Genomic DNA, 24,057 nt, shown 5'->3' with positions numbered 1-24,057 from the left:
GGCCGGGCGGGCGTACGGGGTGCGGGTCGGGGTGTGCGTGGCGGCGAGCGCGGCACTCGCGCTGGGGTTGCGGACCGGGCACTGGTACTGGCTGCCCGTCACCGCCGCGTTCCTGGTCAAACCGGACCTGGGGCCGCTGTTCTCACGCGTCGTCAACCGCTTCGCCGGGACGGTGGCCGGCGTCCTGCTGGTCGCCGCGCTCGCTCCGGTGCTGCCCGGCCGGTGGTGGCCGGTCGGCGCGGTGGTCGTGACCGGGGCGCTGATACCCGTCGCCCAGCGGCACTTCGCCGCGCAGACCGCCGTCATCACCGTCACCGTCCTGGCCTTCGTCACCACCGGCGGCGACCACGGCGCCGCGCCCGGACGGCTCGCCGACACCGCGCTGGCCTGCGCCCTCGTCCTGCTGGTGGGGCACCTCCCGGGCCTCGCCGACACCCGCGCCCGGGTCGGCCAGCGCGCCGCGCACGCGCTGCGGCACACCCAGCGCTACCTCGACCACGTCCTGCTGGCCGACCGCCGGGACGCGCCCGGCGCCGTCGCCGCCCGCCGCGCCGAACTGCGCCGCACCGCCTACCGCACGCTCGCCCAGGCCCGCGCCGCCGCGGAGAACGCCGCCGCCGAACTCCACCCCGGCGCCCCGGCCGGGCCCGACTGGCTGCGCCTGACCGTCCACGCCGAACGCCTCGCCGACGCCGCCACCGCGTACGCCGTCGAACGCGACCACGGTGCCCCCGCCCCCGCCGCCCCGGCCGCCCGCACCCTCACCGGGACGCTCGCCGCGGCCGCCGACGCGCTCGACCGCCCGGGCCCGGCCGCCGCCCCGCCCGCCAGCGAGGCCCCGCTGCCGCCGGAACTCGACGGCGTGGCGGCCGAGGTGCGCCGGATCGGGGCGCTGGCGGTGGGGTGAGACGCCGCCGGATCCTCCGGACGGACGTCGGCGGCACGCCCCACCGCGACTTCCTCGACGCCGTCGCACTCCTCGGCACCGAGGTCCTGCCCCGGGCCCGCGCCGCGCTCGCCTCCCGCTGAACGCCGCCCGCACCGGGCGGCACCCGGGGCCGCGGCAGCGGCGGACGGGGCGAGGGCGCCGTGTTCGCCGAAGGCCGGGCGGTGGTGGGGCGGCCGCCACAAGCCCCCGGGCGGCCGGGAGGTAGCCTGCGACTTCGACCACGCCGAAGGCACTCCGGAGCCGGACGGCGGCACAGGGGCGGGGGCCCTCCCGGACGGCGGGGCTCCCCGGCAGGAGGGGGACCCGAACATGGCGGAACCGGCACCGGCCCGGATCGAGGACGCGGACCACGTCCTGGTCGCGCCGCCGGAGCGGTGGGACGAGGAACCCGTCCGGGAGTTCTTCGGCACCAGGACCACCCCGCGGGAGTTGGCCGCCGGAACCACCGACCTCACGGGCCGGACCGTCTACCTGTACGGCGGCGTGCCCGCGGCCGCAACGGGCCGACTGGGCGCGGCCGCCCGGGTGTTCGTCGTCCGGGAGCCGTCACCGGACCGGCCGGAGGACGCCCGGCGCGAGGACGCCGACCCGGCGTGGCCCGTCGTCGACCCCGGCCGGGTCCCCGCCCGGGCGCACGGCGCCGGCGTGTACTACCGCCGCTTCTTCGCCCCCGAGGACGGCCACTTCGAGCGGATCGGCGCCGAGCACGCCTTCCAGTCGCTCACCGAGTCCACCAAGCCCGGCACCGCCCACCGCAGCGGGATCTACCTGACGCCCGTCCGGCGGGACGGCGCCGATCTGCACTTCCGCCTGCTGCGCTGCTCCACCAACCTCTCCGGCCCCACCGAGGGCTTCCGCGCGACCGACACCCGGATCGTCGAGGAACTCGACCGCGAGGCCGCCACCCTCTTCCGCGGCCAGGCGCCGCTCAACCACGTCCTCGCGCAGATCTACCACAACACCCCGGCCACCGACGGGCGCAGGCAGTCCAAGGCCAGGATCTCCGCCCACGCCGACAAGACCAAGGACATGCCCGCCAACGGCATCATGGCCTTCTGCACCTTCTACGACCGGCTCGACGGGCTGCGGCCGCTGCCCGGGGACGCCCACGACCTCGGCGTGGACGGCGTCAGCGCGCTGACCGGGCTGCGCTTCCGCCTCAAGGAGCGCACCGCGCACACCGACGCGGCCGGGCTCCCGCCGGACTTCACCCTCACCCTCCACCCCGGCTCCGTCTTCTTCATGCCGCTGTCCACCAACCGCCTGTACACCCACGAGATCCGTCCCTCGGCGCTGCCCGCCGAACTGCTCCCGACCCGCCTGGGCTACGTGGTGCGCTGCTCGAACGCCGAAGCCGTCCACCGAGACGGCCGCACCTTCCTCAAGACGGAGCACGGGCCGGTCGAACTGGAACCGCCCACCCAGGACGCCATGGACGAGCTGCGCCGCAGCTACGCCGAGGAGAACCGGAGCACGTCCCGCGTCGACTACACCGGGCAGCCGCCCTTCAGCATGAACGCGGGGGACTACCTTGCACCCCGGGCCTGACCTCCCCGGTCTCCCTGACCTCCCCGGACTTCCCGGACTTCCCGGACTTCCCGGGCTTCCCGGGCTTCCCGACGGGATCAGCTGCCACGGCCTGCCGGCCGAGGAGAACCTGTTCCCCGAGCTGTTCGAGTCGGTCCGCTGGGAGGAGGCGGGCAAGGGCCGCCGCAGCGCCGTGCTCGTCCGGGTCGGTGCGGACGGCGCGGTGCCGCTGGTGCGCACCACCGCCCGGTACGCGAACCCGGCCCAGCGCTTCCGGCCGGTGCACGAGCGGCTGGCCCGGCGGATCAGCGAACGCGCCGGCCTCCCGGCCGGGCCCGACGGGGGCGGGCCCGACGGCGCCGGGTTCGACGGCGCCGGGTTCGACAACGTACTGGCCGAGGTCTACACCAACGCCTACACCACCATGGGCGCCCACTCCGACCTGGCGCTCGACCTGGCCGAGGGCTCCGTCATCGCGCTCTTCTCCTGCTACCGGGACCCGGACGCGGTCCGGCCCAGGAAACTGGTGTTCCGGCCCAAGGACGGCGTGCCCGGCGCGGAGTTCGAGATCCCGCTGCTCCACCACGGCCTGGTGGTGTTCTCGCTCGCGGCGAACCGGCGCTTCAAGCACCGGATCCTGCTGGACCCGCCCGCCCGGGCCGTCGACAACGAGTGGCTGGGCCTGACCTTCCGCACCTCCGCCACGCCGGTGCGCCACCGCGACGGGCGGGCCCTGCTCCCGCACGGGGAACTGCTGCTCGCCACCGAGGAGCAGCGGCGCGAGTTCCACCGGATGCGGCGCCGCGAGAACGACGAGACGGACTTCGACTACCCGCCGCTGGCGTACACCGTCAGCGGGAGCGACCTGCTGCCGCCGTGCTGACCGCCCGTCCGCCCGTCCGCCCGTCCGCCCGTCCGCCCGTCCGGCGCGGGAGGGGGCGGGTCGGGCGGGTAGGATCGGCAAGCACTGACAACGTTGACACCGGGGTCGACGCCGGGTCGGTGCGCCGCCGGAACCACCCGCTGTCCCCTGGAGCACCCGCATGCCACTGGCGCTCGTCGCCCTCGCCGTGACCGCGTTCGCGATCGGCACCACCGAGTTCTCCGCGATGGGACTGCTCCCGCAGATCGCCCACGGCCTGGACCGGACGATCCCGCAGACCGGCTGGCTGATCTCGCTGTACGCGCTCGGCGTGGTGATCGGGGCACCGCTGCTGACCGCCGTCGCCGCCAGGCTGCCGCGCAAGACGGTGCTGATCGGCCTGGCCGGGCTGTTCACCCTCGGCAACCTGCTGTGCGCCGTCGCGCCGAACTTCGCCTTCCTCGCGGTGGCCCGGCTGATCACCGGCCTGCCGCACGGCGCGTTCTTCGGCGCCGGCGCGGTCGCCGCCGCCGAACTCGTCGCCCCGCACCTGCGGGCCCGCGCCGTCTCGGTGATGTTCTCCGGGCTGACGGTGGCCAACATCCTCGGCGTGCCCGCCGCGACCCTGCTCGGCCAGCACCTCGGCTGGCGGGCCGCGATGCTCGTCGTGGTCGCCATCGGCCTGCTCGGCGCCGTCGCCATCGCCCGCCTCGTCCCGCCGCTGCCCAGCCACCCCGGCGCCGGACTGCGCGGCGAACTCGCCACCTTCCGCAGCGGACAGCTCTGGCTGGCCCTGGCCACCGTGGTGCTCGGCTGCGCCGGACTGTTCGCCTGCTACACCTACATCACGCCCGCCCTCACCGAGGTCGCCGGGTTCGCCAAGGGCTCGGTCACCCTGGTGCTCGCCCTGTTCGGCGTCGGCATGACCATCGGCAACCTGATCGGCGGCTACGCGGCCGACCGGGCCCTGCGCCCGTCGATCTGCGCGACGTTCCTGGCCATGGCGGGCGCGCTCGGCCTGTTCGCGCTCACCGCGCACAACCGCTGGGCGGCCGCCGCGACGGTGGTGCTGATCGGCACGGCGGGCTTCGCGACCGTCCCCACCGTGCAGACCCTGGTGATCCAGAAGGCGCGCACCGCCCCGACCCTGGCATCCGCCACCGTGCAGGGCGCCTTCAACCTGGCCAACGCGATCGGTGCCTGGCTCGGCGGTGTGGCGATCGACGCCGGGTACGGCCTGACCTCGCCCTCGCTGGTCGGCGCGGGCCTGTCGCTGCTCGGCTTCGCGGTCGCCGTCGTCTCCTGGTCGGTGGACCGGCGCTCGCCGGTGGCCGTCGCCGACCGGCCGGCGGCGCGGGAGGAGCCGCAGCAGGTGGCCGCGACGGGCTGAGGGCGCCGGGGGGCGAGGGCGCCGGGGGGCGAGGGCACCGGGGGGCGAGGGCGTCGGGGGCCGGGGGCGTCGGCGGTCTGACGGGACGTCGGCTCTCGACGCGGACGGCCGGTAGATGATCTTATGAGTCGCTCCGGGTCCTCGTGCGGGAGGCCCGCGCACCTCCGAAGGAGTCGCCCCATGACCAGCCCCGACACCCGCCCCGGCCGGGTCGGCGTGATGCTGCCCCGCGACCTGCCCGTCCGGCAGGTCCTCCCGTACGCGCGCCGCGCCGAGGAGTTGGGCTTCGACGAACTGTGGGTGGTCGAGGACCTCGGCTGGCGCGGCGGCATCGCCCAGGCCGCCAGCGTGCTCGCCGCCACCCGCCGGATCACCGTCGGCATCGGCATCCTGCCCGCCGGCGCCCGCAACGTCTGCTTCGCCGCGATGGAACTCGCCACCCTCGCCCAGCTCCACCCCGGCCGCCTCACCGCCGGACTCGGCCACGGCATGCGCGAGTGGATGGACCAGGCCGGCGGCGCCTGGCCCGCCAGCCCGCTCACCCTGCTGCGCGAGTACACCACCGCGCTGCGCGCCCTGCTGCGCGGCGAGCAGGGCCCCGCCGACGGGCGGTACGTGCGCTGCGGCGGCGTCCGGCTCACCGAGATCCCGGACGTGGTGCCGCCCGTGCTGCTGGGCGTGCGCGGGCCGAAGTCGCAGGCGCTCGCGGGCGAACTGGCCGACGGGCTGCTGCTGGCCGAGCCCGCCGCGCCCGGTTACGTCGCCGCGTCGCTGGAGCACCTGGGCCGCCGCGACGCCCAGGTGGTCACGTACGACGTCGCGGCGGTGGACCCGGACGGGGACGGGACGGCCGCCGTCGAACGCGTCCGGGCCGGGCTGTCCGCGATCGGCGAACCCGACTGGGCGCCGCACATCGAGCCGCTCCCGTTCGCCGCCGAGTTCCGGGCCCACCGGGCCGCGAGCACCGACGGCGCGGAGTTCGCCCGCACCATGCCCGCCGAGTGGGTCCGCGCGCTCGCCGTCACCGGCACGCCCGACCAGGCCCGGGCCGCGATCGCCGCCCGCCACGCGGCCGGTGCCACCGGCGTCGTCCTCACCCCGGTCGGGTCGGACCCGCTGGGGGCGCTGGAGTCGCTGGCGCGCGCCCTGCCGGGCAAGGAGTGACGGGCGGCTCCGGGTCGCCGCCCCGGCCCGGAGCGGCACGGACACCCCGGCGGGGTCCGGCCGGCAGCGGCCCGGCCCCGCCGTTCCCCGGGCCCCGGACGTGCGCCCCGACCGTGCTCAGACGGGCGCGGTGCACCGGTCCGTCCAGGAGGCGGTCCGTTCGGCCAGGTCGACCGGCTCGTACCAGGAGCTGAGGCCGAGCAGCCTGCTGCCGAGCTCGGTCAGCCGGGCGGTCGGGTAGCGCTTGGACTCGTGCAGGACCGGGTCGCCGACCAGGGTGCGGTTCCACAGCGGGGTGCGCAGGTGGCGCCAGGAGTCGACGCGGGACTTGCGCAGCCGCTCGTGCTCCTCCAGGGCGGGCATCATCGACAGGTACTGCACGGCGCGCACGCCCCGCTCGGAGAGGTTGGGGGCGACGCCGTGCGCCAGCAGGCCGTTCCAGATCATCAGGTCGCCGGGGTGCAGTTCGGGGCGGACCACCGGCAGTTCGGCGCGGTCGAAGTCGGGGCGGACCGGGTCGCGGCCGGCCGGCTGGGCGAGCTTCCAGGACTCGAACCGCCGGAACAGCTCCGGGCTGCACTGGAAGCCGCCGGTCTCCGGGGCGGTCTCGCTGAGCGCGATGATGCCCTGCACCCGCTGCGGCGGCACGTCCAGGCCGGTGTCGACGTCCCAGTGCAGCCGGAGGTCGGAGCCGGAGCCGCGGCCGGCGGGGTCGACCAGCGCCCGGTCCCGGTTGCCCCGGTTGGGCGGGTTGAGGTTGAGCCGGTCCAGGGTCACCCACAGCTCCTCGCAGTCCCAGACGTCCACGAAGGCGTCGTAGACCCGCTGGTTCTGTCGGCTGTCCCACAGCAGTTGGTGGTGGTACGCCTCGACGAATCCGTAGACGTGCAGCTCCTGGTCCAGGTCGGAGCGGAACGGCCGCTCGGGGAACCAGCCGGACGGGTCCCGCGGGTCCAGGCCCTGGAACTCCCAGGCGAAGTCGAGCATCCGGCGGGCGTGCTCGGCCGGCACCGCCTCGCGGACGATCACGTAGCCGTAGGTCTGCCAGTGCGCGAAGTCCGCCGCGGAGAGCACCCGCAGCGGGCGGGACTTGGACAGTTCGCGCAGGGTGTGCTGGGCGAGGTAGGACTCGCCGTCGTTGCTGAAGTACGGCCGGTCGCCCGCGGCCCGGTACAGGTGGGCGCGGCGGGACGGTGCGGACATCATGGGACGACCCTCCGAGGGGCGGGCGGGAGGTGGACGGGTGGCCGGGCGCCCCGGCGGCGGCACGCGGGCACCCCGGCCGGGCCGGTGGGGAGAAGGGTGCGGGGTGCGGCGCGGAGCAGGACGGGACGCGTTCCGGGCCGGGAAGCCGCGGCCGGTCGCGGACGGCCCCGCAGCGGGGCCGAAGAGCCGGAGCGGCGGGGAAGGGCGGCGTGAACGGTGCGCCGCGGTCGCTCCGGTCGCCAGATTGGTTCAGACCAAACGTGTTGTCAAGTTCCTGACCGGTAACCCGGTTTGACCGCGGGCCGGGCCCGTCCTGGTCAGAGGCCGGACCGGACGGCCAGCGCCTCGTGCCACAGCGGCACCGCGTCCTCCGGCCGCCCCAGCGCGACCAGCGCGTGCCCCAGTTGCTCCAGGGCGCGCCCCCGGGCCCAGCGGTCCCCGGACGCGCCGTGCAGGTCCAGCGCCCGGCGCAGGCAGCCCACCGCCTGCGGCAGCCGTCCCAGCACCCGGTGCACCGTGCCCAGGTGGAGCAGCGCCAGCCCCTCCGTCCGGGGATCGGGGCCGGTCGCCCGCAGCGAGAGCCCCTCCAGCAGGAAGCGCTCCGCGTCGGCCAACCGCCCCAGCCGCAGCGAGGCGTCGCCCAGGTTGGTCAGGGTCACCCGCTCCATCCGGCGGTGGCCGGTCGTCCGGGTCAGCGGCAGGGCCGGCTCCAGCAGCTCCAGGGCCTCCGCCGCCCGCCCCCGGCGCAGGAGCAGCTCCGCCAGGTTGTTGCGCACCGCGCACTCGCTCTCCGCGTCCGCCCCGCCGCCCGCGCACCGCTCCAGCGACCGCCGCAGGTGGATCTCCGCCTCCACCGGCCGTCCCGCGTGCAACTGCGCCGTGCCCAGCAGCGCCAGCGACGCCGTCAGGGCCCGCGGATCGGTGCTGTCGGCCGCCGCCGCCACGGCTATCCGGGCCGCGTTCAGCCACTCCGCCCGGTGGTGGTGCCGGTGGAAGAACGACCACAGCGCGAACGGCAGCTGCCACGCCGCCGGCGGACGCCCCGCCAGCGCCGCGTGCCGGATCACCGACAGCAGGTCCGCCAGGTGCGCCTCGCACCAGGCCACCGCCTCCTCGACCGCCCCGAACACCGGCGGCCGCACCCCCGGCAGCGGCGCCGCCCCCGCCGCCCTGGCCCCCGGCTCCAGCAGCCGGCCCGCCGCGTCCGCCCCCTGCCGGTACCAGTCGTACAGCCGGTCCAGCGCCGCCGCCCGGTCCCGCGGCGAGTCCTGGCCGTCCGCCAGCTCCCGGCCGTACACCTGGAGCAGCGAGTGGAAGCGGAACCGCTCCGGCGCCTCCGCCTCCAGCAGGTGCACGTCGGCCAGCACGTCCAGCAGCTCGTGCGCGTTGCCCGCGGTGGTGCCCAGCAGCGCCGCCGCCGTCTCCGCGGTCAGCGCCGCCCCCGGGTGCAGCGCCAGCAGCCGGAACGCCCGGGCCGGCTCCGGTGCCAGCGCCCGGTACGACCAGGAGAACACCGTCCGCAGCGCCGAGTCGCCGTCGTCCGCCGCCGCCAGCACGTGCAGCCGGGTGCGGTCCGACCGCAGCTCCTCGTTGACCCGGGTCAGCGCCAGCCCCGGCCGCGACAGCGCCCGCTCCGCCGCGACCAGCAGCGCCAGCGGCAACCGCCCGCAGCGCAGCACCAGTTCGCGGGCCGCCGCCGGATCCGCGTCCACCCGCTCCCGGCCCAGCGTGCGGCGCAGCAGCTCCACCGCCTGCTCCTGCGGCAGCGGCGCCAGCGTCACCCGCCGCGCCCCGTCCCGCACCACCAGCCCGGCCATCCTGGTCCGGCTGGTCACCAGCACCAGGCAGCCCGGCGCGCCCGGCAGCAGCGGACGGACCTGGGCGGGCGCCGCCGCGTTGTCCAGCACCAGCAGGACCCGGCGTTCGGCCAGCAGGGTGCGCAGCAGCGCGCTGCGCTCCGGCACCCGGGGCGGGATCGCCCCCGCGTCGGCCCCCAGCGCCCGCAGGAAGCCGTCCAGCACCTCGCCCGGCTCCCGGGGCGGGCCCGAACTGCCGTGCCCCGCCAGGTCGCTGAACAGCACCCCGTCCGGGAACCGGTCGCGCACCCGGTGCGCCCAGTGCACCGCCAGCGCGGTCTTGCCGATCCCGCCCATCCCGTCCAGCACCCACACCCGGGGCCCGCCCTCGCCCCACCGGGCCCGGGCCGCCGCCAGCGCCCCGTCCAGCTCGGCCAGCGCCGCCTCCCGGCCCGTGAACACCCCCGGCGCCGGCGGCAACTGCACCGGGACGGCCGGCGGCGCGGCGACGCGGACGGCGGCGGTGCCGGAAGCGGCGGCGGGCGCCGGGACGGCGTCCAGCGGGCCCAGCAGCTCGGGGCCGACCCCCAGGGCCCGGGCGCAGGCCGCCGCCAGCGCCCCGTTGCCGGGCCGCCGTCCGGTCTCCACCCGGCTCAGGTAGCTCTTGCTGTAACTGGTCGCCCGGGCGAGCTCCGCGAGGGAGACCCCGCGCTCCTCCCGCAGCGCCCGCAGCCGCCCGCCGAACGTCACCGGCCCCGGCCCCCCACTTCCTGATGTGCTGTCACTGCCCCGCGCGCGGTGCCACGGGTGTTGCCAGCCGCCCCCTGGCAACGGGCAACGCCTTGCCGGTGCCCGGCGCGAACCCGAAGGATGGAGGCGGCGCCCGGCCCCGCAGCACGCCGCCGCGCCAGCCTATCCGCCGCCGGGGAAGCGGCGGACGGGCCGTCCACCGGAACCGACCAGGCCAGCGGAGTGCGATGCCGGAAGAAGCAGCCACCGAACGGCCCGCCCCGGGCAGGCCCGGCCGGTGCCCGCCCGGCACCGCCCGCCGGCCCGCCCCGGGCCCGCGCGGGCGCGGAACGGTCAGGCGCCGGAGGCGGTGGCGGCGGCGGTGACCGTCACCTTGAGGTGCTTCATGATCGGCTGGTCGCTCTGGGTGCTGTAGTCGCCGAGCGCGCACAGCACGTTCATCTCCGGCATGTAGCCGGCCGCGCAGCCCCGGGGCAGGTCGTACGGGACGGCGAGGTAGCCGTGCAGCGAGCGGGTGGAGCCGTCGCGGGCGGTGGCGGTGACGTCGACCGGGTCGAACTCCCCGAGGCGGCGCTCGCGCATGTCCTGGCGGTTCATGAAGACCAGCGTGCGCAGGTTCTTCACGCCCCGGTAGCGGTCGTCGTCCGAGTAGATGGTGGTGTTCCACTGGTCGTGCGAGCGCAGCGTGCCCAGCACCAGCGTCCCCGGCTCGGGCAGCACGTCCGGCAGCGGGGCGGTGGAGAACTCCGCCCGCCGCGAGGGGGTGAGGAACACCAGCTCGCGGGCGGGCTGCCGGATCCGGAAGCCCAGCGGCAGGCGCACCCGCCGGTTGAAGTCCTCGAAGCCGTCCAGCACCTTCGCCATGGTGTCGCGGATCCGGTCGTAGTCCTCGACGTACCACTCCCAGGGCGTGGCGCTGCCCGGCAGCGCGGCCCGGGCCAGGCCCGCGATGATCGCCGGCTCGGAGAGCAGCTGCCGGGACGCGGGCTTCTTCCGCATCCCCACCGACAGGTGCACCATGCTCATCGAGTCCTCCACCGAGACGGCCTGCACGCCGCCGCGCTGCCGGTCCTGCTCGGTGCGTCCCAGGCAGGGCAGGATCAGCGCCCGCCGCCCGTGCACCAGGTGGCTGCGGTTGAGCTTCGTCGACACGTGCACCGTCAGCTCGCAGCGGCGCAGCGCCTCGTGCGTGCGGGCGGTGTCCGGCGCGGCCAGCGCGAAGTTGCCGCCCATGCCGACGAACACCTTCACCTCGCCGCGCGCCATCGCCCCGATCACCCCGACGGTGTCCAGCCCGTGCTCGCGCGGCGCGTCGATCCCGCAGACCTGCGAGAGCCGGTCCAGGAACTCCGGCGCCGGCCGGTGGTCGACCCCGCACGTCCGGTTGCCCTGCACGTTGGAGTGCCCGCGCACCGGGGACGGCCCGGCGCCCTCCCGGCCCAGGTTGCCGCGCAGCAGCAGCACGTTGACGATCTCCCGCACGGTGTCCACCCCGTGCTCGTGCTGGGTGATCCCCAGGCACCAGGAGAAGATCGACCGGTCCGCCTCCCGGTACACCCGGGCCGCCGCCAGCAGTTGGGGCCGGCTCAGGCCGCTCTGCCGCTCCAGCTCCTCCCAGGGCGTCCGCTCCACCAGCTCCCGGTACTCCGCGAAACCGGTGGTGTGGCGCTCGACGAAGTCCTCGTCCAGCGCCTTCGGGTCGTGCGCGGACTGCTCCAGCACCGCCTTGGCGATGCCCCGCAGCAGCGCCATGTCCCCGCCGATGCGCACCTGCAGGTTCAGGCTGCTGGTGGACGTGGCCCGCATCAGGGCCATGTTCGCGAACTCGTGCGGCACGATGGTGCGGGTCGCCGCCGCCTCCACCAGCGGGTTGACGTGCACCACCTTCGCGCCGCGCCGGGTCGCGTCGGCCAGCGCCGTCAGCATCCGGGGCGCGTTGGACGCCGCGTTCACCCCCAGGATGAACAGCGCGTCCGCGGCCTCCCAGTCGCGCAGGTCGGCGGTGCCCTTGTTCGTCCCGATCGAGGCCGTCAGGGCCCGTCCCGACGCCTCGTGGCACATGTTCGAGCAGTCCGGCAGGTTGTTGGTGCCCAGCTCACGGGCCATCAGCTGGTAGAGGAACGTCCCCTCGTTGCTGAGCCGCCCCGAGGTGTAGAACGCCGCCTGGTCCGGGTCGTCCAGGCCGCGCACCACCTCGCCGAACAGGTCGAAGGCCCGCTGCCAGTCGATCGGGACGTACCGGTCCGACTCCGGGTCGTACACCATCGGCTCGGTCAGCCGGCCCCGGTCCTCCAGCGCGAAGTCGCTCCACGTCGACAGTTCGGAGACGGTGTGCGCCGCGAAGAACTCCCGGCCCGCCCGCTTGCCCGTCATCTCCCAGGTGACGTGCTTGATCCCGTTCTCGCAGATGTCCAGGTGCAGGCCCTTGTTGTCGTCCGGCCAGGCGCACCCCGGACAGTCGAACCCGCCGTCCTCGTGGTTCATCTTCAGCACCGCCCGCGGGCCGTCCACCCACTCCCCGGTCGCGGCCAGCACCTTCGTCACGCTCTTCGCGGCGCCCCAGCCCGCCGCCGGGTGCCGGTACGGCTCGAACGACGGCGGGGCGGACGGCTCCGCGCCCACCTGGGGCTCCACCTGGGGCTCCGGCTGGGGTTCCTCGACAGCGGTCACGACATGCCTCCCGGTCCTCGTCACGTGCACGGCACCGCCATCGTGCCCACCACCGGCCCGCCCGCGCCCCACCGCCGCGCCGGGCGCCGCCCCGGGGAGTGCCGGAAGGGCGCGGGAGGACGTGTTGCGGAAAGCAATTGACAGCCCGTCAATCACGTAACAGGCCCGGCTACACGATGCGCACTCCGCGCCGCCTGTGACGTGCCCCACACTGGGCCGACTCCGTTCCGAGCGGAGCCCCCGACCCGTCCACCGGCCCTTCCGGGAGCAGCCCTTGTCCGCCGTCGAGCAGTCCACCGAGGTCCAGGGACCGCCGTCCGTCCAACGCCTGAAGGCCGGCTCCGTCGGCCTGACCGGTGTGATCTTCATGGCGCTGGCGACGGCCGCGCCGATCACCGCGATGACCGGCAACCTGCCGGTGATCATCGGGAGCGGCAGCGGCGTGCACGCACCGGCCGGCTTCCTGTTCGTGATGCTGGTGCTGATCGTCTTCACCGTCGGCTACGTGGCGATGGCCCGTCACATCACCACCGCCGGCGCGTTCTACGGATTCGTGTCGCACGGCCTGGGCCGGGTCGTCGGCATGGCCTCCGGCCTGCTCGCGGTCCTCGCGTACGTGGTCTTCGAGGCCTCGATCGTGGGCATCTTCGCCTACTTCGCGCAGCAGGCCGTCGACGCGCAACTGGGCCTCGACCTGCCCTGGCAGGCGTACGCGCTGCTGATGCTGGCCGTCACCGCGCTGCTGTCGTACTTCGACCTGGAGGTCGCCTCCAAGGTGCTGGGCGTCTTCCTGGTCGGCGAGGTGCTGATGCTGGGCCTGCTGGCCGGCGCGGTGCTGGCCCACGGCGGCGGCCCGGAGGGCCTGCAGGCGTCCTCGCTCGACCCGACCCGCGCGTTCGCCGGCGTCAACGCCGGGGTCGGCCTGTTCTTCTGCTTCTGGTCGTGGATCGGCTTCGAGTCGACCGCGATGTACGGCGAGGAGTCCCGCGACCCCAAGCGGATCATCCCGCGCGCCACGCTGCTGGCCGTGGTGGCGCTCGGCGTGCTCTACACCTTCGTCGCCTGGATGGTGCTGGCCGGCAACGGCGCCACGAAGTCGCTGGAGACCGCCGGCTCCGGCAGCCCGCTCGACCTGTTCCTCGACCCCGCCCGGCAGTACCTCGGAGGCTGGGCCGTCACCGCCGTCCAGTGGCTGATGGTCACCAGCGCCTTCGCCTGCGGCATGGCCTTCCACCAGTGCGCCTCGCGCTACCTGTACGCGATCGGCCGCGAGGGCTTCCTGCACCCGGCGCTGGGCCGCACCCACCCGCGGCACGGCTCCCCGTACGTCGCCTCGTTCACCCAGACCGGCATCGCCCTGGCCGTGATCGGGGGCTTCTGGGCGGCCGGCCAGGACCCGTACGCCGGCCTGTACACGCTCACCGCGATCCTCGGCACCCTCGCCCTGCTGGTGGTGCAGACCCTCTGCTCGTTCTCGGTCATCGCGTACTTCCGCCGCAACCACCCCGAGTCGCGGCACTGGTTCCGGACGCTCACCGCGCCGCTGCTGGGCGGGTTCGGCATGCTGGCCGCCATCGTGCTGCTGGTGGTCAACCTCGACACCGCCGCCGGCGCCGCCTCCGAGACCCTCTTCTTCGAGCTGATCCCGTGGATCGTCGCGGCGGTCTTCCTCGGCGGCATCGCGCTCGCCCTGTACATGCGCACCCGGCACCCGGCGAAGTACGAGGTGATGGGCCGGCTGGTGGCCGAGAACGCGCAGGAGCGCACCGACGACGAGGCCGCCCCCGCCCACGCGTGAGACCCGCACCGCCCCGATCCACCCCCACCGAGAGAAGGGTCCCCCCACATGGCACGCTCTCCCCAGGCCGGCCGGATCGCCCGGCAGCTGGCCGACCACGCCACCGCCGACCGGCTGCGGCTGCCCGTCGACGAGTACCGCGGCCTGCGCGCCGAAGCCGCCGCCGAACCCGACGGCCCCTCCCGCCGCGCCCTGCTGACCCGCGCCGCGGCGCTCGGCCTCGGCCTGGCCGGCGCCGCCGCACTGCCCGGCCCGACCGGCCGCGCCGCGCACGCCTCCGGGGCGACCGCCCCGGAGGTCACCCCCGGCGGCGCGCGGATCGCGATCGTCGGCGCGGGCATCTCCGGCCTGAACGCCGCGCTCACCCTCGCCGACAAGGGCGTCGCCGCCACCGTCTACGAGGCCCACCCGGACCGGATCGGCGGCCGGATGTACTCCGGCGGCAGCCCCTCCACGCCCGGCCTGTGGGCGCAGGGCCAGGTCTCCGAGTACGGCGGCGAACTCATCGACACCGGCCACCACGAGATCCGGGCACTCTGCCGGCGCTTCGGCCTCGACCTGGTCGACGTCACCGGCGGCCTGCCCGCCGGGGCCGAGGGGATTTTCCACTTCAACGGCCACTACTACCCCAAGGAACAGGCCGACAACGACTTCAAGCAGATCTGGCAGGCCATCAAGAAGGACATCCAGGACGGCGGCCCGGCCCCCACCTGGAACAGCCACACCGCCGGATCGGTCGCCCTCGACCGGATGTCCGTCCGGGAGTGGATCGACTCCCGGGTGCCCGGCGGCCACAGCAGCGACCTCGGCGCGCTGCTGGACGTCGCCTACGCGGTCGAGTACGGCGCCGACACCGCCGACCAGTCCTCGTACGCGCTGCTGGAGATGGTCTCCTGGCAGTCCAGCCCCGGGAACTTCTCCATCTGGGGCGGCTCCGACGAGCGCTACCACATCGTCGGCGGCAACGACCGGCTGCCGCACGCCGTCGCCGCGGCCCTGCCGCCCGGCACCGTGCAACCCGGCCACACCCTGCGGGCGGTGGTCCGCAACGCCGACGGCACCCAGACCCTCACCTTCGCGCTGGACGGCGGCGGGACGAGGACCGTCACCGCCGACCACACCGTCCTGGCCGTCCCGCTGCCGATCCTCCAACAGGACGTCGACCTCACCCGGGCGGGCCTCGACCCGATGATGCGCGGCGTGTTCGCCGCCATGCGGATGGGCGCCTGCACCAAGCTCAACATGCAGTTCGACCGCCGCCCCTGGTACGGCTCCGGCCCGTGGACCGGGCAGTCCAACGGCGAGTGCTTCGCCGACCTGCCCTTCCAGCAGGCGTGGGACGTCACCCGCGGCCAGGCGGGCGGCAACGGCATCGCCGTCCAGTACGGCGGCGGCAGCCCCGCCCGCGCGCTCACCCCGCCCGCCCCGTTCACCAGCGCGAGCAGCGCCTACACCCGCAACCTGGTCGACCAGTACCTCGCCCAGATCGACACGGTGTGGCCCGGCACCAAGGCCGCCTGGAACGGCCGCGCCACGCTCTCCGCCTGGCACCTCAACCCGTACTCCCACGGCGCCTACTCCTACTGGCCGGTCGGCTACCTCACCGGCTACGCGGGTTACGAGGGAACGGCGCAGGGCAACCTGCACTTCGCCGGCGAGCACTGCTCCTACGACTACCAGGGCTACATGAACGGCGGCGCCGTCGAGGGCGCCCGGGCCGCCGAGGAGGTGCTCACCGCGATCGGCGCCTGACCCCCGAGCCCCCGGCGCCGGTCAGCCCCAGCGCCTGACCACCCGAGGACGCTCGGCCGAGGAGACCGGCCACAGCCGGATCCGCACCCGCTCCAGCACCCGCCCGCCGCAGCCGTCCGCGCCCGGGTCGTTCCGCGCGGCGGCCGCCGGGTTCGAGCGCGAGACGCGCACCCGGACCGGGCCGGGCGGGACGTCGAAGCGGTCCGCGTCCGGGAGGAGCCCGGCTCCGTCCAGGACGGCCACCCGGCCCGAGGGGACCTCCACGGTCGCCTCCACCACGTGGTCGAAGCGGGCGTGGTCGGGCGGCGGCGGGCCGTCGAAGACCTGCACCGTCACCGCGACGCCCCCGTCGCTCACGGTGCCGATGCCCAGCGCCCGCCGCCCTCCAGGCCCTGTCCGCAGGGGGCTACTCGTTCGGGTCCCACTCCGCGAGCCGCTCCATCGGACCGGTGTCGCCGGTGTGCTCCAGGGCGTCGAGCGGGAGGCGCGCGTAGAGGTAGAGGACCAGGTCGCCCGCCGTGCCGCGCACCACCAGGTCGCCCGGCTCCGCGTCGGCGGCGAGGCCGTCGCAGCGGACGCCGCCGGCGTCGAGGGTCAGGCGCCAGGAGCGGCCCTCGGTCGCGTGCAGGTCGATGGCCGCCGGCTCGAACGGCCAGGGGACGGTCGTCGCCGAGACGGTCGTCAGGAACTCGTCGACGCCCTCGACCGCGACGTCCGTCGGCAGCGGCCGCGCGGCCCCCAGGGCGAGCTGGACGTCGTAGGTGTGGACGGCGATCTCCTGCACCTGGTGCCGGGCCACCGCCCCGCTGGTCTCCGGGGCCTGCGAGCGGCCCCACCACGTCCAGCAGCCGCGGTCCGGGCCGGCCTCGCGCATCGCGTCGAGCATGAGGCCGGTCGACTCGGCGAGCCAGGCGTCCAGGGCCTCGCGCTCGCGGGGCGCGGTCGGGGCGCCCTTCGGGTCCGTCCTCGCCGGGGGCTCGGCGCCCGGGCCCGCCGCGACGACGGCGGCCTGCCGGCGGCGGCCGTCGCCGAGGTGCTGCGCCAGCTCGCGCAGCGTCCAGTCCGGGCAGCTCGGGACCTGGACGTCCAGGTCGGGGGCGGAGGCGATCGCGGCGCGGAACGCGGCCGAGCGGTCCTCGATCAGCCGCAGGACCTCGGGGAACTCCAATGTGTTCTGCACCTCGGTTGTCTACCACGGCACTTCGGCGCCGGACAGCGAATTTCCCGGAGGGCGGGCGGCCCGCGGCCCGGACGCGGCTGGTCCAGGGGGAGAGGCCGGGCGTTCGAGGGCCGGGCGCGTTCGAGGCGGGCGCGGCGGGCGGCAGGTCCCGCGCGCGGAGGGGGAGGCCGGTGGGGTCGTCCGGGAGGTGCGTCCGGTGCGTCTTCCTCTGCTCCGAAAGGGGGCGTGGACCTCGCGCGCGGCCCACGCTAGCGTGCCGGGGGACGGATGCGGGGCGGGGCTGCGACAATGGGCGGCGACGATCTTCGTACCGGCGCATCAGGCGCGGCAGACAGACAGTGAGGTTGCCTTGTCCAAGGTCAAGCTGAGCACCAATCACGGCGACATCGTGATCCGGCTGGACGCCGAGAAGGCCCCGGCCACGGTCGCCAACTTCCTGCAGTACGTGCGGGACGGCTTCTACGACGGCACCGTCTTCCACCGGGTCATCGACGGCTTCATGGTGCAGGGCGGCGGCATGGAGCCGGGCCTGCGCCGCAAGGAGACCCGGGCACCGATCCAGAACGAGGCCGACAACGGGCTGAAGAACACCCGCTACACCGTGGCGATGGCCCGCACCGCGGACCCGCACTCGGCCACCGCGCAGTTCTTCGTCAACGTCGCCGACAACGCCTTCCTCGACCACACCGCCAAGAGCGGCCCGGGCTGGGGCTACGCCGTGTTCGGCGAGGTCGTCGAGGGCCGGGACGTGGTGGACGGGATCAAGTCGGTGCCCACCACGTCCAAGGGCGGCCACGCGGACGTCCCCAAGGAGGACGTGCTGCTGGTCTCCGCCGAGGTCGTGGAGGAGTAGGGAGCGGGTACCGCCCCGGCCCCCGGGAACGGGGGCCGGGGCGGGGCGCGCGCGGAGGGTCTCAGCCCACCGGGAGGGCCGCCGCCAGCGGGAGTTCGCCGCAGTTCGGGCCGGCCTGCAGGACGAACGTCCCCGGCTCGGTCCGCCAGGCCCGCTCCGCCACCGACCAGTGCTGCAACGCCCGGGCCGGCAGCCGCAGTTCGACCTCGACCCGCTCGCCGGGACCCGCCTCGGCCGTGCCGAAGCCCGCCAGCCAGCGCACCGGGCGGTCCAGCTCCGAACCCGGCCGCGACAGGTACAGCTGCACCGTCTCCCGGGAGCGGCGCGGCCCGTCGTTGCGCAGCGCCACCCGCACCGTGCGCGAGCCGTCCGCCGCCGGGGCGGACGGGGCGCCCAGCGCCAGGTAGCGCCACTCGCCCCACCCCAGGCCGTGCCCGAACCAGTACGCGGGGGTGCGGCCCGCGCGCAGCCAGCCGCGGTGGCCCAGGTGCGGGCCCTCCGCGTAGTCGAGCCGCCCGTCGGCCGGGGCGGTCGAGTACACCGGGCAGTCGGCCTCGGCGTCCGGCCAGGTGGTGGGCAGCCGTCCGCCCGGCTCGGCCCGGCCCAGCAGCACCTCGGCCAGCGCGGCGCCGCCCTCCTGCCCGGGGAACCAGCAGGTCAGCACCGCGCCGACCCGACCGCGCCAGGGCAGCAGCACCGGACTGCCGGTGTTCACCACCACCACCGTGCGCGGGTTGGCCGCCGCGACCGCCGCCACCAGCTCGTCCTGGCGGCCCGGCAGCCGCAGGCCGGCCCGGTCGAAGCCCTCGCTCTCGTGCTCGTCCGTGGTGCCGACCACCACCACCGCGACGTCCGCCGCCGCGGCCAGCTCCACCGCGTGCGCGAACTCCCGCTCCAGCTCCGCCTCCGGCGGGTCGGCGGCCAGCACCAGCACCCGCCCGTGCGCGGACTCCACCGTCCGCCGGGCCAGCAGCGCCACCTCCTGGCCGGCCGCCAGCTCCAGCTCCGCCTGCCGGAACGAGGGCGACACGTGCAGGTACGTCGGGTCGTCCGAGAGCGGCTCGACGTACTCCTCCAGCAGCGCCTTCCCGTCCGCCTCCAGCCGCAGCGCGCCCAGGCCCACCACGCCCAGCCGCCAGCGGCCCGCGCTCGGCGCGGTGAACCGGGTCGCCACCTCGATGGTGCGCACCGGCGCCAGGTCGACCTCCGCGGACGGCTCCAGCACCCGCCCGGTCGACCGGGCCTCGGCGTGCACCAGGGAGCCGTCGGCGGCCAGGTAGCGCACCAGCACGCCCCGGGCCGAACCGTCCGGCAGCAGGCAGTCGGCCGCCGCCAGCGGCGTCGGGCGCAGGTTGGTGCGCACCCCCGGCGCGTGCGTGACCTCCACGGACGGGTCCAGCGCGGCGCGCAGGCCGGCCAGCGGCGAGAGCGGCGCGGCCGGGAACACCGAGGCGCTGCCGCCGCCCTGCACCCGGGCGGTGGCCGCGTTCGGGCCGATCACCGCGACCCGGCGCAGCGCCGACTCCTCCAGCGGCAGCAGCCGTTCGGGGTTGTGCAGCAGCACGGTGCCCGCGACGGCCGCGGCCCGCAGCGCCCCCCGGGTCACCGGGTCGGTGGGCACCGGCGCCGGCCCGCCCGGCGCCGGCGGGTCGAACGCGCCGACCCGCTCGGCGAGCCGCAGCAGCCGCTCCACCTTGTCGTCCAGCGCCCGCTCCGGGACCCGGCCCGCCCGCACCGCCGCCGCCAGCGCCGGCCCCCACGCCGGGTTCGGCCCCGGCATCGCCAGGTCGCAGGCCCCCGCACCCGGCCCGTCCGCCTCGTGCACCGCCCCCCAGTCGGAGACCACCAGGCCGTCGAAGCCCCACTCGCCCTTCAACGGCTCGGCCAGCAGCGGGTGTTCGACCATCGACGTCCCGTTGACCCGGTTGTACGCCGACATCACCGCCCACACCCCGGCCCGCACCGCCGCCTCGAACGGCGCCAGGTACACCTCGCGCAGCGTCCGCTCGTCCACCCGGGCGTCCACGGTCAGCCGCTCGGTCTCCGAGTCGTTCGCCACGTAGTGCTTGGCCGTCGCCGCCACCCCCCGGGACTGCACGCCCGCGATGTACGCCGCCCCGATCCGGGCGGTCAGCAGCGGGTCCTCCGAGAAGCACTCGAAGTTGCGCCCGCCCAGCGGCGACCGGTGCAGGTTCAACGTCGGCGCCAGCACCACGTGCACGCCCTTGCGCCGCGCCTCCGCCGCCAGCAACCCGCCCATCCGGGCGACCAGTTCCTCGTCCCAGGACGCCGCCAGCGCGGTCGCGCACGGCAGCAGCAACGCCGTGTCCGTCTCGTCCCAGCGCTCCCCGCGCACCCCCACCGGCCCGTCCGAGCAGACGAGCGGGTGCATCCCGATCGCCGGCTCGCCGCTGCTGCGGAAGGTGTCCCCGCCGGAGACCAGCCGGGCCTTCTGCTCCAGGTCGAGCACCCGGTGGTCCGCCCGGGGCGCCTGCTGCGCCGACTGCGCCGATTCCGGTGCGCTGGAAGTGAGTTGAGGTGACATGGAGAGCTGGGTCATCCCTTCGTGGCTCCTTGCATGATGCCGTCGACGATCTGGCGGCCCATCAGGAGGAATGCGACGAGGACGGGCGCGCTGGCGACCAGGGCGCCGGTGAGGACGAGCGAGTAGTCCTTGATGTAGCCGCCGGCCAGCTCGGAGAGGGTGAGCTGGACGGTGGGGTTCTGCTGGGTCATGACGACCTTGGGCCAGTAGAAGTCGTTCCAGGCGGCCATGAAGGTGAGCATGCCCAGGACGCCCATCGCGGGGCGGGCGGCGGGCAGCACGACGTGCCAGACCAGGCCGCGGGTGGTGCAGCCGTCCATCCGGCCGGCGTCCAGGAGTTCGTCGGGGACGGCGCCGATCAGGTACTGGCGCATGAAGAACAGGCCGAAGGCGTTGGCGGCGGCCGGGACGATCAGCGCCTGGAGGTGGTCGGCCCAGTGGAACCAGTCGGCCATCATGACGTAGAGCGGGATGATGCCCAGCTGGGTGGGGACCATCATGGTGGCCACCACCGAGGCGAGCAGCGTGTTGCGCCCCCGGAAGCGGAGCTTGGCGAAGGCGAAGCCGCCCAGGGTGCTGGTCAGGACCACGCTGGCGGTGACGGTGGCGGCCACGATCAGCGAGTTGACCATGGCCAGGCGCAGGTCGGTCTGGACGAACACCTGGGTGACGTTGTGCCAGAGCCGGCCGCCGGGCAGCAGCACCGGGGGCATCCGGTGGATCTCGGTGTTGGTGCGGGAGGCCGCGACCAGCGTCCAGTACAGCGGGAAGAGCGAGAGCAGCACGGCAGCGCCGAGGACGACGTACACGCCGCGTCCGGCGGTCAGCTGCCGGTCGGTCCTCGGCCGGCGCCGCCGGAGCAGGGCGGGGGTGGTCATTCGGCACCTCGCATCCGGCGCGCGGCCAGGAAGTTGACGACGGCGACCAGCACGATCAGCAGGAACATCGCCCAGGAGATCGCCGCGCCGTAGCCGTACTTGAAGCGGCCCCAGAACTGGTTGTACGAGTACAGGGCCAGGGTCTGGAACTGGTGCTGGGAGCCGCCGGTGGTCGGGTCCTGCTGCTGGCTGAAGAGCATCGGCTCGCCGAACAGCTGGAGCGCGCCGATGGTGGAGACGATGACGGTGAACAGGATGGTCGGCCGCAGCATCGGGATGGTGACGGAGCGGAACTGCCGCCAGCGGCTCGCCCCGTCCAGCGCGGCGGCCTCGTACAACTCGAACGGCACGGACTGCATCGCGGCCAGGTAGAGCAGCGCGTTGTAGCCCGTCCAGCGCCAGGTGACGATCGCGGCGATGGCCGACCAGGAGGAGAGGGTGCCGGCCTGCCAGTCGACGTGCTCGACGCCGAACAGCGACAGGAACCAGTTGACCATGCCGAAGTCGCGGCCGAACAGCTGGACGAAGATCAGCGTGACGGCGGCCACCGAGGTGACGTTGGGCAGCAGCACGCCCAGGCGCATCAGGGTGCGTCCGCGCATCCGGTAGTTGAGCAGGTGGGCCAGGCCGAGTGCGAGCAGCAGCTGCGGGACGGTGGCCAGCACCCCGATGCCCAGGGTGTTCTTGACGGCGTTCCAGAAGAACGGGTCGTCCAGCAGCTTGCGGTAGTTCTCGAAGCCGACCCACCGGCCCTCGCTGCCGGGGCGGTCGGCCCGCCAGGCGGTGAACGAGACGTAGCCGGTGTACAGCATCGGGAACAGCCCGAAGACGCCGAAGACCACGAAGAACGGCGAGAGGTACAGGTAGGGCGAGACGGTGCGGTCGAGCCGGTGCCAGCGGTGGCCGGCGGTGCGGGCGGGGGCGCGGGCGCCGGGGGCGGCGGCGGTCGATGCGGCCAAGGGGAGCTCCCTGGGGCAGGAACAGGAGGAGGGGGGACGGGGCGGGGGAGGGTGGCGCGGTGCCGGTGCGGCGTCAGGTCCGCACCGGCACCGCGGGTCTACGGGTCCCGTCCGGCGCGACCGGCCGGACGGGATCCGCGGAGCGGGGCGTCAGTTGACGATGTTGTCGACGTCCGCGAGGGCCTTCTTCCAGGCGCCCGCCGGGTCGGCCTGGCCCTGCTCGATCGAGGTCAGCGCGTTGCCGAGGGCGGTGCCGATCTCCGCGCCGTGCGCGCCGAGCGGCTGCGGGTCCAGGTCGCGGGCCGACTGGGAGAAGATCCTGCCGGTCGGCGCGTCGTTGAACAGCGGGTCGGTGTGCTCGGCGATGTCGGGCTGGGTCCACAGCGCCTGGTCGGAGGGGAAGTAGCCCTTCTCCTTGAAGAGCCGGGCCTCCTGCTCGGGGGCGGTGAGCCACTTGGCCAGCTCGGCGGCGGCCTTGGTGTGCTTGCCGGACTTCGGCACGGTCAGGTACGAGCCGCCCCAGTTGCCGCCGCCGCCGGGGATCCGGGCGATGTCCCACTTTCCGCCGTCGGTGGGCGGGTTGGCCTTGAACTCGTAGCTCATCCAGGCCGGGCAGGCGACGGTGGCGAACTGGCTCTTCTGGAAGCCGGTGTCCCAGGCGGGGGTGAAGGCCTGGACGCCCGCGGACTGGCCGTCCTCGATGGCGCCGGCCACCAGGTCGAAGGACTGCTTGACGGCCGGGTTGGAGGTGACCACGACCTTGCCCTCGGCGTCGTAGACGCCCTGCGGGGCCTGGGCCAGGATCGCGCTGAACAGGTTGCCGCCGCTGTCGAACCAGCGGGTGTCCTTGTTCGGGCTGCCGGCCAGGAACTGCTTGCCGGCGGCCAGGTAGGACGGCCAGTCCTTCATCAGCGCCGCGACGGCCTCGCGGTCGGTGGGCAGTCCGGCGGCCTTGAACAGGTCGGTGCGGTAGCACAGCGCCATGCCGCCCATGTCGGTGCCCAGGCCGAACAGCACCTTGCCGTCCGCGCTGGAGGCGGGGGCGGTCTTGGACGGCACCCACTGGTCCTTGCTGACGCCGTTGTCCAGGAAGTTGAGGAACTTCCCGGCGTCCGGCTGGAAGCCCGCGACCTGCCCGATCTCGATCGCCTCGATGTCGGCGGTGCCGGAGCCGGCCAGCAGGTGGGCGTGCAGGTTCTGGTGGTGCGCGCCCATGTCGGCGCGGTTCTCCTTGACGGTGACGTTCGGGTGCGCCTTCTCGTAGTCCTTGTACAGGTCCGCGTAGCCGAAGTCGGAGAACAGGTTCACCGTGAGGGTGATCTTGGCGTCGGGGCCCTCGTCCGCGGACGAGCCGCCGCCGCTGGAACAGGAGGTCACGGCGGTCAGGGCCAGCACCAGCAGCGCCGAGGTGGCGAGCAGGCGGCCTCTGGGGCCGGTGCGGGGCAGGGAAACGGGCATGGGTCGGCTCCTCGCGGGGGACGGCGTGGTGAGGCCCCGGGACCGGTTCGTTCGGAGAGCGCTCTCCCGGGGTGGCATCCGGAGCTTGGCCGCTCCAGCCGCTCCCCGTCAAGGGGCGGGACGGAGAACATCGCAGTCAAGCGCGGGGTTTGGCGGGGTTCTGCCGACGAACCAGTTGTCGCCACCCTTGACACGGACGAAACAACGGGGCAACCATCACTGGCGTAGTGAGAGAGCGCTCTCCCTGATCCGGGCACCGCCCCCTCAGCGGCGCCGCCCCCACCCCTGTCTCTTATACACATCTCCGAGCCCACGAGACC

The 24,057-nt window shown here is 74.9% G+C and carries 18 protein-coding genes; 9 read left to right on the top strand and 9 right to left on the bottom strand.

Translation table 11 applies throughout. The annotated features are described in order from the left end of the window. The 6 genes from OO48_RS31755 to OO48_RS31735 form a co-directional block, all read left to right on the top strand. Window positions 1–907, top strand: a 907-nt coding sequence (locus tag OO48_RS31755) for an FUSC family protein (protein ID WP_033222636.1), incomplete at its 5' end; no start/stop codon positions are given. Then, window positions 904–1,029, top strand: coding sequence for a hypothetical protein (locus OO48_RS40860; protein ID WP_280842444.1), 126 nt, complete (start codon window positions 904–906; stop codon window positions 1,027–1,029). The genes OO48_RS31755 and OO48_RS40860, both read left to right, overlap by 4 nt. 229 nt (window positions 1,030–1,258) lie before the next feature. Beyond that, a complete protein-coding gene (locus OO48_RS31750; protein WP_033222631.1) occupies window positions 1,259–2,497 on the top strand; it encodes a hypothetical protein in 1,239 nt (412 codons plus the stop codon). Between the two features lie 91 nt (window positions 2,498–2,588). Further along, the gene (locus tag OO48_RS31745; RefSeq protein WP_051733256.1) at window positions 2,589–3,359 is read left to right on the top strand and encodes an alpha-ketoglutarate-dependent dioxygenase AlkB family protein; all 771 of its coding nucleotides are present in this window, start codon (window positions 2,589–2,591) and stop codon (window positions 3,357–3,359) included. A 160-nt stretch (window positions 3,360–3,519) separates the two neighbouring features. Then, window positions 3,520–4,728: an MFS transporter gene (locus tag OO48_RS31740; protein WP_033222629.1), complete on the top strand. Its 1,209-nt coding sequence runs from the start codon at window positions 3,520–3,522 to the stop codon at window positions 4,726–4,728. Between the two features lie 180 nt (window positions 4,729–4,908). Then, window positions 4,909–5,892 (top strand): LLM class flavin-dependent oxidoreductase, encoded by a 984-nt coding sequence (locus tag OO48_RS31735; RefSeq protein ID WP_033222627.1) that lies wholly within the window; start codon window positions 4,909–4,911, stop codon window positions 5,890–5,892. Between the two features lie 117 nt (window positions 5,893–6,009). Here the strand turns inward: OO48_RS31735 and OO48_RS31730 are convergent, their stop codons facing one another. The 3 genes from OO48_RS31730 to OO48_RS31720 all read right to left on the bottom strand — a co-directional run bounded on the left by OO48_RS31730 (window position 6,010) and on the right by OO48_RS31720 (window position 12,314). Next, the gene (locus OO48_RS31730) at window positions 6,010–7,098 is read right to left on the bottom strand and encodes a phytanoyl-CoA dioxygenase family protein (protein WP_033222623.1); all 1,089 of its coding nucleotides are present in this window, start codon (window positions 7,096–7,098) and stop codon (window positions 6,010–6,012) included. 317 nt (window positions 7,099–7,415) lie between these two features. After that, complete coding sequence (locus tag OO48_RS31725) at window positions 7,416–9,644, bottom strand: ATP-binding protein (RefSeq protein WP_051733253.1); 2,229 nt, start codon at window positions 9,642–9,644, stop codon at window positions 7,416–7,418. 333 nt (window positions 9,645–9,977) lie between these two features. Then, window positions 9,978–12,314, bottom strand: a complete 2,337-nt coding sequence (locus tag OO48_RS31720; protein ID WP_033222621.1) for an FdhF/YdeP family oxidoreductase — start codon at window positions 12,312–12,314, stop codon at window positions 9,978–9,980. A 367-nt stretch (window positions 12,315–12,681) separates the two neighbouring features. Between OO48_RS31720 and OO48_RS31715 the strand changes: the two genes are divergently transcribed. Both OO48_RS31715 and OO48_RS31710 read left to right on the top strand, forming a co-directional pair. Then, entirely contained in the window at window positions 12,682–14,112 is a 1,431-nt protein-coding gene (locus OO48_RS31715; protein ID WP_081952537.1) for an APC family permease, read from the top strand. A 48-nt stretch (window positions 14,113–14,160) separates the two neighbouring features. Beyond that, on the top strand, window positions 14,161–15,864 hold the full coding sequence (locus tag OO48_RS31710) for a flavin monoamine oxidase family protein (protein ID WP_033222618.1): 1,704 nt from the start codon (window positions 14,161–14,163) through the stop codon (window positions 15,862–15,864). Window positions 15,865–15,885: 21 nt separating this feature from the next. Here the strand turns inward: OO48_RS31710 and OO48_RS31705 are convergent, their stop codons facing one another. Both OO48_RS31705 and OO48_RS31700 read right to left on the bottom strand, forming a co-directional pair. Further along, complete coding sequence (locus OO48_RS31705) at window positions 15,886–16,221, bottom strand: hypothetical protein (protein ID WP_051733251.1); 336 nt, start codon at window positions 16,219–16,221, stop codon at window positions 15,886–15,888. Window positions 16,222–16,270: 49 nt separating this feature from the next. Next, a complete protein-coding gene (locus tag OO48_RS31700) occupies window positions 16,271–17,044 on the bottom strand; it encodes a maleylpyruvate isomerase family mycothiol-dependent enzyme (protein WP_033222617.1) in 774 nt (257 codons plus the stop codon). Window positions 17,045–17,393: 349 nt separating this feature from the next. Between OO48_RS31700 and OO48_RS31695 the strand changes: the two genes are divergently transcribed. After that, a complete protein-coding gene (locus OO48_RS31695) occupies window positions 17,394–17,897 on the top strand; it encodes a peptidylprolyl isomerase (protein ID WP_033222616.1) in 504 nt (167 codons plus the stop codon). A gap of 61 nt (window positions 17,898–17,958) precedes the next feature. Here OO48_RS31695 and OO48_RS31690 read toward each other — a convergent pair whose 3' ends face one another. The 4 genes from OO48_RS31690 to OO48_RS31675 all read right to left on the bottom strand — a co-directional run bounded on the left by OO48_RS31690 (window position 17,959) and on the right by OO48_RS31675 (window position 23,737). Beyond that, entirely contained in the window at window positions 17,959–20,457 is a 2,499-nt protein-coding gene (locus OO48_RS31690) for a glycoside hydrolase family 3 C-terminal domain-containing protein (RefSeq protein WP_081952535.1), read from the bottom strand. Further along, window positions 20,454–21,320: a carbohydrate ABC transporter permease gene (locus OO48_RS31685; RefSeq protein WP_033222612.1), complete on the bottom strand. Its 867-nt coding sequence runs from the start codon at window positions 21,318–21,320 to the stop codon at window positions 20,454–20,456. The genes OO48_RS31690 and OO48_RS31685 overlap by 4 nt, the downstream gene beginning before the upstream one ends. After that, a complete protein-coding gene (locus OO48_RS31680; protein WP_033222610.1) occupies window positions 21,317–22,279 on the bottom strand; it encodes a carbohydrate ABC transporter permease in 963 nt (320 codons plus the stop codon). The genes OO48_RS31685 and OO48_RS31680 overlap by 4 nt, the downstream gene beginning before the upstream one ends. A 150-nt stretch (window positions 22,280–22,429) precedes the next feature. Then, window positions 22,430–23,737 (bottom strand): ABC transporter substrate-binding protein, encoded by a 1,308-nt coding sequence (locus OO48_RS31675; RefSeq protein ID WP_033222608.1) that lies wholly within the window; start codon window positions 23,735–23,737, stop codon window positions 22,430–22,432. Window positions 23,738–24,057 lie beyond the last annotated feature (320 nt).

Source organism: Kitasatospora phosalacinea, assembly GCF_000716545.1.
In the GTDB taxonomy this organism is placed as follows: domain Bacteria; phylum Actinomycetota; class Actinomycetes; order Streptomycetales; family Streptomycetaceae; genus Kitasatospora; species Kitasatospora phosalacinea.
This window is presented reverse-complemented; position numbering and strand designations above follow the sequence as displayed.